The organism is Pseudomonas cedrina subsp. cedrina (genome assembly GCF_001983175.1).
Taxonomy (GTDB): domain Bacteria; phylum Pseudomonadota; class Gammaproteobacteria; order Pseudomonadales; family Pseudomonadaceae; genus Aquipseudomonas; species Aquipseudomonas cedrina.
In genome coordinates this window covers 35,861-47,373 of sequence record NZ_MNPW01000020.1, presented here as the reverse complement: position 1 = coordinate 47,373, position 11,513 = coordinate 35,861, and the positions used below count along the sequence as shown (strand labels likewise).

General features: G+C 59.3%; 13 protein-coding genes. 6 read left to right on the top strand and 7 right to left on the bottom strand.

Features of this window, described 5'->3' with window-relative positions; genetic code table 11:
• Position 1: 1 nt before the first annotated feature.
• On the bottom strand, positions 2-946 hold the full coding sequence (gene cyoA, locus BLL36_RS28395) for a ubiquinol oxidase subunit II (protein WP_076954908.1): 945 nt from the start codon (positions 944-946) through the stop codon (positions 2-4).
• Positions 947-1,364: 418 nt separating this feature from the next.
• Here cyoA and BLL36_RS28390 point away from each other — a divergent pair, with 418 nt between their 5' ends.
• From BLL36_RS28390 to BLL36_RS28375, 4 genes are all read left to right on the top strand, one after another.
• Positions 1,365-1,679 carry a hypothetical protein gene (locus BLL36_RS28390; protein ID WP_076954907.1) on the top strand — a complete coding sequence of 105 codons (315 nt, stop codon included), beginning with the start codon at positions 1,365-1,367 and terminating at the stop codon, positions 1,677-1,679.
• 129 nt (positions 1,680-1,808) lie between these two features.
• Positions 1,809-3,140 carry an APC family permease gene (locus BLL36_RS28385; RefSeq protein ID WP_231998966.1) on the top strand — a complete coding sequence of 444 codons (1,332 nt, stop codon included), beginning with the start codon at positions 1,809-1,811 and terminating at the stop codon, positions 3,138-3,140.
• Positions 3,141-3,296: 156 nt separating this feature from the next.
• On the top strand, positions 3,297-4,472 hold the full coding sequence (locus tag BLL36_RS28380) for a hypothetical protein (protein ID WP_076954906.1): 1,176 nt from the start codon (positions 3,297-3,299) through the stop codon (positions 4,470-4,472).
• Positions 4,469-5,194 (top strand): DUF892 family protein, encoded by a 726-nt coding sequence (locus tag BLL36_RS28375; RefSeq protein ID WP_076954905.1) that lies wholly within the window; start codon positions 4,469-4,471, stop codon positions 5,192-5,194. The genes BLL36_RS28380 and BLL36_RS28375 overlap by 4 nt, the downstream gene beginning before the upstream one ends.
• A gap of 59 nt (positions 5,195-5,253) precedes the next feature.
• Here the strand turns inward: BLL36_RS28375 and BLL36_RS28370 are convergent, their stop codons facing one another.
• Both BLL36_RS28370 and BLL36_RS28365 read right to left on the bottom strand, forming a co-directional pair.
• The gene (locus tag BLL36_RS28370; protein ID WP_076954904.1) at positions 5,254-6,423 is read right to left on the bottom strand and encodes a zinc-dependent alcohol dehydrogenase; all 1,170 of its coding nucleotides are present in this window, start codon (positions 6,421-6,423) and stop codon (positions 5,254-5,256) included.
• Positions 6,423-7,256 carry an SRPBCC family protein gene (locus BLL36_RS28365; protein WP_076954903.1) on the bottom strand — a complete coding sequence of 278 codons (834 nt, stop codon included), beginning with the start codon at positions 7,254-7,256 and terminating at the stop codon, positions 6,423-6,425. Before BLL36_RS28365 ends, BLL36_RS28370 begins: the two co-directional genes overlap by 1 nt.
• A gap of 451 nt (positions 7,257-7,707) precedes the next feature.
• Between BLL36_RS28365 and BLL36_RS28360 the strand changes: the two genes are divergently transcribed.
• Positions 7,708-7,977, top strand: a complete 270-nt coding sequence (locus BLL36_RS28360; RefSeq protein ID WP_076954902.1) for a DUF6555 family protein — start codon at positions 7,708-7,710, stop codon at positions 7,975-7,977.
• Positions 7,978-8,413: 436 nt separating this feature from the next.
• Here BLL36_RS28360 and BLL36_RS28350 read toward each other — a convergent pair whose 3' ends face one another.
• The 4 genes from BLL36_RS28350 to BLL36_RS28335 form a co-directional block, all read right to left on the bottom strand.
• The gene (locus BLL36_RS28350; protein WP_076954900.1) at positions 8,414-8,653 is read right to left on the bottom strand and encodes a DUF2934 domain-containing protein; all 240 of its coding nucleotides are present in this window, start codon (positions 8,651-8,653) and stop codon (positions 8,414-8,416) included.
• A gap of 29 nt (positions 8,654-8,682) precedes the next feature.
• Positions 8,683-9,234, bottom strand: coding sequence for an ATP-dependent Clp protease proteolytic subunit (locus tag BLL36_RS28345; RefSeq protein ID WP_076954899.1), 552 nt, complete (start codon positions 9,232-9,234; stop codon positions 8,683-8,685).
• Between the two features lie 53 nt (positions 9,235-9,287).
• Positions 9,288-9,638 (bottom strand): con-10 family general stress protein, encoded by a 351-nt coding sequence (locus tag BLL36_RS28340; RefSeq protein ID WP_076954898.1) that lies wholly within the window; start codon positions 9,636-9,638, stop codon positions 9,288-9,290.
• Positions 9,639-9,933: 295 nt separating this feature from the next.
• Positions 9,934-10,110 carry a con-10 family general stress protein gene (locus tag BLL36_RS28335; RefSeq protein WP_003174481.1) on the bottom strand — a complete coding sequence of 59 codons (177 nt, stop codon included), beginning with the start codon at positions 10,108-10,110 and terminating at the stop codon, positions 9,934-9,936.
• Positions 10,111-10,475: 365 nt separating this feature from the next.
• On the opposite strand from BLL36_RS28335, the gene BLL36_RS28330 reads away from it, so the two are divergent.
• On the top strand, positions 10,476-11,405 hold the full coding sequence (locus BLL36_RS28330) for a ZIP family metal transporter (protein ID WP_076954897.1): 930 nt from the start codon (positions 10,476-10,478) through the stop codon (positions 11,403-11,405).
• The last annotated feature ends 108 nt before the right edge of the window (positions 11,406-11,513 follow it).

The window sequence follows — 11,513 nt, the reverse complement described above, 5'->3', positions numbered from 1 at the left end:
GTTATTGCTCCTCGGCCAGCAGACTGGGGTGTTGATCGGTGCGCGTGCCGGTGCCGTTCGATTCAGCACCATTGGATTGGGTCTGGTTGCGCTCGGGTTTCCTGGCTTTGTTCATGCCTTCGTATTTGTCGACGATGTCCAGAAACAGCCGCTCCTGGACCGACGAGAAATAGGTCACCGGGTGCCGGGTGGTGGGCTTGGCCAACTGCGCGTAACGCGCGTGGTCGAGTGGGGCGGCGGCGCCCTTGACCTTGGCCACCCACGCCTGGAAGTCGGTGGGGCTCAGGGAGAGTGTGGCGAAATGCATGTCGGAAAAACCGGGGCCGTTGTAGTTGGCGGCAATGCCTCTGAACTCGCCGGTCTCGTTGGCGATCAGGTGTAACTTGGTCTGCATGCCGGCCATGGCGTAGATCTGCCCGCCCAGGGCCGGGATGAAGAACGAGGTCATGGCCGCGTCGGAGGTGACGGTAAAACTCACCGGCGTATGCACCGGCAGGGCCAGTTCATTGACACTGGCGATGCCCAGGTCGGGGTAGATGAACAACCATTTCCAGTCAGTCGCCACCACCTGCACATTGATCGGCGGCGTCTCTGAGTCGAGCGGGCGGTAAGGGTCGAGTGCGTGGGTGGTTTTCCACGTCACCCATCCCAGGGCAATGATGATCAGCAGCGGAACGCCCCATACCACCGCTTCGATTTTGTGCGAGCTGGCCCAGCGCGGTGAGTAACGGGCCTTTTTATTGGTGGCGCGGTAGCGGTAGGCAAACACAAACGTCAGCACGATCACCGGAACCACTACCAGCAGCATCAGGCCGGTGGCGAGGATAATCAGGTCGCGTTCATCGGTTGCAACCTGCCCCTTGGGGTTGAACACAATCAGGTTGCAGCCGGTTAATAAGAAAATGCTGGCGATATATACCAGGCAATAACCAATCGCTCGTTTCATGCCTTGCTCCTGTATTGAAAACTTCCGTTGTTACGGTGCCGAAACGGTGGCGCCGGTGTTCGCAAGTTAACTAAGCGAAACGCCGGCGCTGCGCTTGTTAGTGCGTGGCGCAGTCAAGTGCTTAACGCCAGGCAATACGGCGCCGCCAGTGGAAAAACTGCATCCACTGCCCGGATCTGTTGGCTTTCTCGGCCGCTCTGCGGGGCGTGTTTCACCGCGCTCCCGAACATTTTGAATAGACGTCCGGGGGTTGGTTTAACAATTTGTTACTTCGCCTGACGAACGGTTTAACAAGCGAAACGGCAATAGCTTTTTATAGGCGCATGATGCTATTGGCCTTGGAAAAAAGACGGAATCCCTGCTAAAGCATTCAGGTCTTACTTGAAGGCCAACCCACTAACGGTCTGGGAGAGCAGTTATGTTTATTCGTGGTAATACCTATAAGGCTTGGGCGCAAAAGACACTCGAGGAAGAGTGCTTTACCCAGGAAGTGGAAAACGGTTGCCATATCGAAGTCAGGGCACGGGAGCGCGAAGACGCCGATATTGAAGTGCTGGTCAGCGTCTATACCGCCACGGGGCAATGTGTGGTCGAACGCACCCAGCAGTTGCCTGGCGCGCAATGGTCCGTGCACGATGCGCTCAAGCGCGGCATTGATCAGGCGGAACGGATTGCCGGCGGGGAATCGGGGCGGTTGCCCTGCGCCGACGCGCACCTGCACGACGACGATTGACGCGGCGCTGCGCGGATTCGCAGCGGAAAACGGAACTTTGGCGGCGCGGGCATTTTCCATTGTAGATAGCCCCGCGTCAGCCGGCCCGTGCCGGATGATCGCTCTTTGCAACCCACGCCAGAGCCGCCCATGTCCGAATCCAGCTTGAGCCAAGCCGCACCCTCCAAACCGTCCTTGCGCCGCGCCGTGACGGGCCCGATGTTGTTCCTGTTCATTCTCGGCGATGTGCTCGGCGCCGGCGTGTATGCGCTGGCCGGCACTATCGCCGGCGAGGTGGGCGGGGCGATCTGGGTGCCGCTGCTGGTGGCGTTGTTCTTCGCCATGCTCACGGCAGGCTCCTATGCGGAACTGGTGACCAAGTACCCCCATGCCGGCGCCGCTTCGGTGTTCGCCGAGAAGGCATTCAAGTCACCGCTGATTTCGTTCCTGGTCGGCTTCAGCATGCTCGCCGCCGCCGTGACCAGTGCGGCGGGGCTGTCCCTGGCGTTTGCCGGGGACTACCTGGCGGCGTTCGTCGACGTATCACCGCACCTTGCCGCGCTGATATTCCTGGTGGTGATCGCACTGCTCAATGCACGCGGCATCAAGGAGTCGTTGGGCGCCAACATGGTCATGACCTGCGTCGAACTGTCCGGGCTGCTATTGGTGGTGGTGGCCGCGGCCTGGTGCATGCAGTCCGGCGAAGCCAACCTCGGCCGGGCGCTGGAGTTCAAGGCCGGGGTCAACCCGATGCTTGCCGTACTGGGCGCCGCGTTGCTGGCGTTCTATTCGTTCGTGGGTTTTGAAACATCGGCCAATTTGGCCGAAGAAATACGCGGTGTGCGCAAGGTGTATCCGCGTGCGCTGTTTGCCGCGTTGATAACGGCGGGCATCGTGTATATGGCGGTCGGTGTCGCCACTTCGGTGGTGCTGCCGATGGACAAGCTGACGGCCACCTCCGCACCGTTGCTCGAAGTGGTGCGCGCCTCGGGCTTGAGCATCCCGCCCCAGCTCTTCGCCTTTATCGCGCTGGTGGCGGTCGCCAACGGTGCGCTGCTGACCATGGTCATGGCCAGCCGCCTGGCCTATGGCATGGCCCGCATGGGCCTGTTGCCGGAGCCGCTTTCGCGCGTGCTGCCCAAGCGGCGCACGCCCTGGGTCGCGATCATCGCCAGCACCTTGGTGGCCATCGCCTTGACCTTGACCGGCACCCTCGCGGCGCTGGCCGAGACGGTCGTGCTGTTGCTGCTCTTTGTGTTCCTCAGCACCAACCTGGCGGTGCTGGTATTGCGCCGCGACACCATCACCGAACAGCATTTTCGCGTGCCGACCTGGGTGCCGGTGCTGGCGATTGTTTCGTGCCTGATCCTGCTCAGTCAGCAAAGCCTGGACACCTGGTTGCGCGGTGGTGCGCTGATGCTGCTGGGCATTGCGCTGTACGCGTGCAACCGTTTGGCGACGCCGGTTGCGGAGCCTGGCTGAGTGTGCCACTGGCCGCCGTAGCTAGCCGCTCATCGGAGGATACTCACAAATTTCGATGCCCTCCCGCGATCTCCTTGTCATCCAATAGAGCCGCAAATCCTGATGCCGGCTCGTTGAAAAAGTCACTTCGTGACGACTGATGAAGGAGATCGACCCATGTCCAAAATCGATAATCTGCTGGATAACAAGGGCACGCCCTTGGACAAGCAGAGCTTTACCTGGCGTGACCTGGCCGGCAAGCCGATCAGCAAACTCGACGATGATGCCTTCACCCGGGTACGGGTGATTTTGATGAACGGCGTTGAATCCGACGCCTTGCGACTCAAGCACTTCGGCTCGCGGTTTCACAAGGAGTTGCAGCTGCCCCTGGCGCAGATCCGGCGTGTCGAGCAACACCAGATGACGGCGGTCAACTGGCTGCTGTCTGCGGACCATTCGCCCTTGGAAACCACCGTTGCCTACGAGCAGGTGGCGATCGAGGTGACCGCCGCCGTCGCCCAGAATGAGCCCGACCCCTACCAGGCTCAGACGTATCGCTTTGGCCTGCTGGAAGACTTCGACCACCTCTACCGCTACGCCGCCATGCTCGACCGGCTGGAGGGCAAGGACGCCAACAACATTCTGCAGGGCTACACGGACCTCGTGCCCGGCAGGCCCACCAGCGAGCATCACCGCGCCCCCGGCGATGACCTGCGTGACAACTATCAAAAAGACAACGCCGCACTGATCACCAAGATCCACGCGGCGCTGATCACCGGGGCCGAATACCAGACCCACGACTATTACATGAACATCGGCCCGCTGTTCGCCGACCCGGTGGCGCGCGCGCTGTATGCCGAAATCGCCTCGGTCGAGGAGCAGCATGTGACCCAGTACGGTTCGTTGCAGGACCCCAGCGAAACCTTTATGGAAAAGTGGCTGGTGCATGAGGCGATGGAGGTCTACACCTACGCCAGTTGCGCCGAGCAGGAAGAAAATCCGCGGATCAAAGCGCTCTGGGAACGCTTCGTCGACTACGAACTGGGGCACCTGAACCTGGCCTGCGAGTTGTTCAAGCAATACGAACGCCGCGATCCCGCCGAGGTATTGGCCGGCCCGCTGCCGCGCATGATCGAATTCAAGAGCCAACGCGATTTCGTGCGCGAGACCTTGTCCCGCGAGGTCGACCTGCGTGCCCATGGCATCGACTACGTGCCTAAGGAAAGGGAAGGGCAGGCCTCTCTGGATCAACGTGCACGCCTGAACAGTGAAGGCGTTCCGGCCAACGTGGTGTCGGCTGGCTATACCTTCAAACCCGGCACCGAACTCAACCCAGCGGGAGAGCAGCAATGAGCGAACGTCAAGTGATCATCGGCACCAACCGCACCGGCGCGCAAATGTCGCCAGAAGGCACCGCACGCCAATTGGAAGCCACGCGCATGTTTCCCGCCGATGTCCCCGGCGACATGAGCGCCTACACCGCCGAGCGCGAGCGCGCTATTCGTGAAGCCGACCTGATCGGTTCGGTGCCGGCGCCAGGCAGCGCCAAAGGCGTGGTCAAGACCGCGCTGGACAAGACCATCGGCAAGGCGCCCGAAGTGCTGCTCGACAAGCTTGGCGAACGCCTGGCTTTCGAGCGCACCGGCGTACGTTTATATGAAGCGATGGTGGCCAAGGCCACGTCGGCACCGGGCGCCAACCCCGCATTGGTGGACACCTTGCGCCAGATTCAGGCCGAAGAACTCGAACACATGAACCTGGTGCGCGAGGCCATCGAAACCCTGGGCGCCGACCCCACCGCCATGACGCCATGTGCGGACGTGGTCGGGGTCAAGGCCATGGGTGTGCTGCAGGTATTGACTGACCCGCGCACGACGGTCTCTCAGTCGATGAGTGCGATCCTGACCATCGAGCTGGAAGACAACGCCGCGTGGGAACTGCTGATCGAACTCGCCCGTGCGGGTGGTCATCCGCTGATTGCCAAGCGCTTCGAGCATGCGTTGCAGCAGGAAGAAACACACCTGGCGACGGTTCGCCAGTTTATCCGCGACGACCTGCTTGCCCAGGTAAGCTGACGGTTTGCGCGATGTGTGGTTTCACGCCGGACCTCGGCGTGAAACCACACGCACGGTCCTCAGGGCTTGAACACCGCCCGCAGGCAATTATCGGTTTTTTCCTTGAACAGCTTGTAGCCTTGCGCCCCGTCTTCCAGGCTCATGGGATGGGTCAGCAGATAGGCAGGGTCGAGTTCGCCTTTCTGAATGTGCTCGAACAGGGTCGGTGCGTAACGCTGCCCCGGTTGCTGCCCGGATTTCAAGGTCAATGCCTTGTTGACGATCGCGCCCATGGGGAACTTGTCGAGCAACCCGCCGTACACGCCAACCACCGACACCGTGCCGCCTTTGCGGCAGGCGCGTATGGCCTGCCTGAGCACGCTGCCGCGTTCGGTGTGCAGCCTGAGCAGTTGCTTGGCCTTGTCATAGGCGTAGTCGATCTCGGTGCCATGCGCCTCCATGCCCACGCAGTCGATGCAGCGGTCCGGCCCACGGCCGCCGGTCAGCTCCAGCAAGGCGTCGTGCACATTGGTTTTCTCGTAGTTGATAGGGATGGCCTTGCCGCGCTCTTCGGCCAGGCGCAGCCGGTCGGGGTAGCGGTCAATCGCAATCACCCGCTCGGCGCCCAACAGGTAGGCGCTGCAGATCGCCATCTGGCCAACGCCACCGCAGCCCCATACCGCCACGGTGTCGCCGGGCTGGATATCGGCGTTGTCCGCGGCAAAGTAACCGGTGGGCGCCGCGTCCGAGACAAACAGCGCCTGTTCATCGGTCACGCCTTCGGGCACCTTGAACAGGTTGACGTCGGCAAACGGCACCCGTACATAGGTCGCGTGGCTGCCGGGGTAACCGCCAAAGGCGTGGCTGTAGCCGATGATGCCGCAGCACGGCTGGCCGTACATCAGGTCCGTCGCCGACGGGTTTGGGTTGGAGTTGTCGCAACAGGAAAAATCGCTGCGTTGGCACGGCTCGCAGTTGCCGCAGCCGATGATCGAGATGGTGACCACTTTGTCACCCTTGCGCAGCTGCGTGACGCCTTTGCCGACCTCGACCACTTCACCCATGAATTCGTGGCCAATGATATCGCCGGGCTTCATGGCGGGTACGTAGCCGCCGAGCAAGTGCAGGTCCGAACCACAGACCGAGGAGAGCGTTACGCGGATGATCGCGTCCCGTGGGTTGAGGATCGCAGGGTCGGCGACATTGTCGACTTGCAGCAGGTTGGGGGCTTGCCAGGTGAGTGCGCGCATCAGTGATGTCCTCCTTCAATAACCACGCCGGTCTTGGCTGACGGATGATCGGTCGCGACCTGGTCAGTGCCGGCGTGTACGTAAAAAAAGTCGTCGTCCTGGTCCGGCCTGAGGCGGTTGTTGCTGACCTCGCCGGTCTCCAGTTGCTGCTTCACCGCCTGCAAGGCGTTGAGCAAGGCTTTGTCGCTGAACAGGCTGATCGCACGGGCCAGGCCATAGCCCAATTTGCCCATTGCCGGCTTGCACACCACCACGGCCTTGACCTGGGTTCCACGGCCGGCCGGGGCGGGCGTCAGGGAGACGCTGATGTCGTGCGCCCAGCGCGCGTCGCCCGGGGTGTTCCAATGCAGCACATTGGGATCCTGGGTGTCGCTCTGCACCAACGTGCATTGCAGGCGCCGCCCGGCCGGGGCGCGCAGGTTCCAGCGCGCGGTGTTCGGGGTCAGTTGCTCGACGCTGTCGACCCAACGCAGCAAAGGGCCGATGTTCTCGGGCCTGGCGATGAAGGCAGACACTTCCTCCAATGGACGCATGATCGTAATGCTGCGCGTGATCGCCTCGCTGAGCGGCCATTGGTGCTCGCTGCTGAATTGCGCTTCGTAAGGGGTGAGCGTCAACGTCTGCTTCAGCGCGCAGTGCCCGGCTGCACCGCGAAACACGCCGTAGGCGCCCGCCGCGATCTGCAGTGCGCCGCTCAACCCGCCCTTGCGCCAGCCATGCAGTAAAAGGGCAGCGCCGGCCGTCAGCGACAGCGTGCGCTCAGCCTTGGTCATCGTGCCGCTTCGGTGCGCGTCAGGCGGGGTGTGGGTCGATATCAGGGGCTGGTCAGTCATGGTTCGATCCTCCGATGGGTGTGTCTGCGATAGAAAATCGTGCGCCGTTTGAGGTTCCGCCGTATTTCGGGATTGGGGATGAAAGGTTTCGCGCTCTTCAAGTTCACGCTGTTCGCTGTAATACCTGCTTACACTTTGGAATAAACATCCCTTGCGTATATAGAGGTGCACGCACTAGTCACGTCTCGCTGAAGAATGGCGGCCTTATAAACAGCAAAAAAAAGCCCGTACGGAGTACGGGCAAGACAGGAGTTTTTACCAGAGCCTGGAGTGAACAGACTCAGTAGTAAGAAACAAGAAAAGTGGAAACGGTTTTGTTTTTTTTATCAACTGCCGACGAATGGTCGTATTGCAAGGGCGCCGCAATTTGGTGCAACTAAAAGGACTCTTGAGGGGAAAAAAATCTGAACCTTCGTGCTGCGCAAATAACAAAAAATCATCAGGAGCGCATATGAAAAATTCTTTATACATCATCGAATACGAATACCATCATGAGCCGAAGTCTTTCATTATAAGAGCTGAGGCCATGAACAACGCCGAGGCGTGGCATTGGGCCTCCTGCGATGCGGGAATCGGTATAATTCCACGGTCACGCCATGAAAAGATCAAGCGGGTCAGCAAACCTCTTGCGGAACGCTACGGCCTAGAGAATGTCAGGTGGCGTCCTTCCGGCAGCGTTCCGTTTATTGCGCAGCCCTATGTACCACCGCCACCCGATTGAGTGTAACGTTAATAGAGTACATTCGTTTGGGTTTAGCGTTAGTTGAATGTAAGTCTTACTGTTTTCTTCGACGTTCCTGCAACATGCATAATTTAAGGACGCTGCGTTGAAGTGCGTCCTTCATCAAGTCGGCCAGATACTGTTGCCTGCATGTCGGGCAGAGCATGTCGGAGGCCGTGGACACCAGATAGGCGGGTTCGTCGGTAGTCGGCTCAAAAGGTTGTTTGCATTGAGCGCACCGGCGGTTCGCTTGTAGATCAGACACATCGATTCCTCCTTGAATTGAAACGGTCACCCACAATCAATTATGACGTGATTGTTTTCAACAAAAAAAGGCAAGATTTTCAAACGAGCGCTTAGTTGATATTTAAACGCCAGTATTGGAGTTTCGAAGGGGGCGCGTTCGGACAGCTGCCGAACGCTTGGTCTGGCAGGTTCAGGTCTTGAGTTTTTTGCTGCGGGTTTTTTGCGCGGCGGACGAGGGCGCCGTCTGACGTTTGGAGCGGTCTGGCGTGGGGGGCGTGACACTGCTTTCGATCGAACCCGACAAACCATCGGTCTGTGCGGGCGCCAATTCGTCCCTGGCTTGCAACCAGTGCACAAAATCCTGGCCGTCAGGCTTACCTTGCTGTTCCCAAATGCGGTAGGCAGTGAGTCGAATCGTTTCTTCGTCCATTGGGGGGCTCCCGTTCTGGTTTAAAAGCGCTAGGAGTGAATGAAGCTGCTTACAAACTCGGCCTTGACGACCGGCAGTTCGATTGCATGGATCAGGCCGGCGGTCATGGCTTGTTGCGGATCAAGAATGCGCGGCGCGGCGATCAGGTACTTTTCGGTTTCGAGTTTTTCTTTGGCATTTTGCGTGCGTTCGGCGACGATGCGTGCATAAAGGTGCAAGTCGTAGTCGAGGCTCATGGCGTATTCGGACATGCGTGAATGGTCCACGGCACCCTGCACATGCCAATGAAACGGATGGAACAGGAATTTGCTGTGACTGCACGCCGTCCTGCGTTCACCGGCGAGGAAGATGATATTGCCCATCGACTCCACGGTGCCCAGGTTGTGGGTATGTACCGGAATCGGCAGCGACAGCAGGAAGTTGTACATCGTAAAGCCGTAGCTGCATTCGCCGCCCATGGTGGCGATATTCACTACCAGGCCCGAAGCGTCTTGCTGCACGGCCAGGGAGGCTTTTTCGATGAGTTGGCTGCAGGTTGAGGCAGTGACCGGTCCGGTAAAGTTAATAATGTGTAAAGGCATGGTGTCCCTCATCAATTAAGGCAGGGGAGCATGGCTCCCCTGCATCAAGCACATTAACTGTTGCGTCCGCCACCATGGCTGTTCTGCCCGCCTTTACGGCCAGCTTCGGAGGCTTTTTCGCGGTCGTTGGCAAAGTTGCCGCCACTGTTCTGGCCGCCTTTGCTGCCCGCTTCTGCTGCGCGCTCGGGATCATTCTTGAAGTTCCCGCCGCTGTTCTGGCCACCTTTGCTACCGGCTTCGGCCGCGCGCTCGGGGTCGTTCTTGAAGTTGCCGCCGCTGTTTTGGCCACCCTTGCTGCCGATCTCCTGGTAGAACTCTTTGTCATGGGAGGCCGAAGTGGCTTCGCCACCTTTTTTACCGGCTTCGCTGACGCTCATTTTGCCATCATTGTCTTTAGTGCTCATGTTCAGTTACCTCGTCGTTATGTCGGTTATACAACTTTCATTTCGATTTAGCGGGTACTTACCTGGCGCAGTTTATGGCGCAGGTTATAACTGCCTTTCGCACAGCGGGCGCGTTTGCGATGCGCCAATAGTTGATTCGGCCAGTTCAACGACTCGCCGATGCTCGTAACACGGGGACGCGTTCGGCCGTTCGATGACCCTTGCATCAATGCGCACTTGCATACTGGGCCGATGATGCAATTCGCTTCGCTGATGTTCCACTGACGTACGCATGGTAAGTTGCCTCTTTATATCGTTACGACTTGCGGCCGCCGCCGTGACTGTTCTGGCCACCTTTACGGCCAGCTTCCGAGGCTTTCTCACGGTCGTTGGCAAAGTTGCCGCCAGACGCCTGGCCACCTTTCTTCCCCGCCTCTGATGCTTTTTGCGGATCGTTGGCGAAATTGCCTGGGTTTTTATTACTGGTCGTCATAGTAGTACTCCAACTGTAATTGAGGTTTCGCTGACGCCCGTTTACTGCAACGGACATAGATTCCGATACGGGCACCCTTCGAAATGTTTTGAGAATTTTTCAAAACGGCGATGAACGGTAGTTAGTCATGTAAAACTTATACAAACAGGCTAATTCGAAGGCCGCTTCGTATAACTTTTACAAGTTGGGGGTGGGGCTTGATATTAAGTTAATAGCACTGTTTTTCGCTTCGCTTATAGAGTTGCCGCTTCGCGTGTATAGGACAGAAAGCGAAAGGAACCTCTTGGGCAGGACGACGCCCTAACGTAGGCCACTGACTTGGAGGTGCTGCATGCCAGGTCCCTATTTCTAATAAGGAGGAAATGATGCCTGACCTGTCGACACCCGATGAGGCAGCTCCGCGCAGTTGGCTGAGCCATGTGTCCAATCAAGGATGGGCCGGCGCGTTGTTCTGGACCACCACGGTTGCCGTGACGCTGTTGCTGCTGGTCAGCGGGTACAGCGCCATCGTCGGGGCCGATGCGTCCAACCTGCGTTATGCGTTACTGGGCGGCCTCAGCGGTTTCGCGGCGACGGCCCTCGGTGCAACGGCAGCGATGGTGCTGCGTGATATCAGTTCACGCACCCAGGACACCCTGCTCGGTTTTGCCGCCGGCATGATGCTGGCAGCCAGTTCGTTTTCCCTGATCCTGCCGGGTATCGAGGCGGCACAGGACATTACGGGCAACCCGATGTGGGCCGCGTGCGTGGTCGTGCTGGGGCTGGGGCTCGGCGTCGCGCTGATGATCGGCCTGGATCGGTTCGTGCCCCATGAACATTCAAAGTCCGGCCGTAGAGGCCCCCAGACCGAACGCTTCAATCGCGTCTGGCTGTTTGTACTCGCCATTACTTTGCATAACCTCCCGGAAGGCATGGCCATCGGTGTCAGCTTTGCCAATGGCGACCTTCACGTCGGCATGCCGCTGACTACCGCCATTGCGATCCAGGATATCCCGGAAGGCTTGGCGGTGGCCCTGGCGCTGCGCGTCACTGGGGTCTCAGCCGTTCGCGCTGCGCTGATTGCAATCGGCTCTGGGCTGATGGAGCCCTTGGGTGCGGTAGTGGGGCTGGGCGTTTCCAGCGGGTTCGCCCTCGGCTACCCGATTGCCTTGGGGCTTGCAGCCGGCGCCATGATCTTTGTGGTCTCGCACGAAGTGATTCCCGAAACCCACCGCAACGGTCACGAAACCCCGGCCACTCTTGGCTTGATGCTCGGCTTCGCGGTGATGATGTTCCTCGACACTGCGTTGGGGTGATGAGGGCGCGTCATCGCAAACGGCAGAAATAATCTGAACAACCGCCCAGGCCATTCAGTCATTTTTGATGTGTGAGGCGCCCGACACGAGGGCGCCGTTTGTTATTCA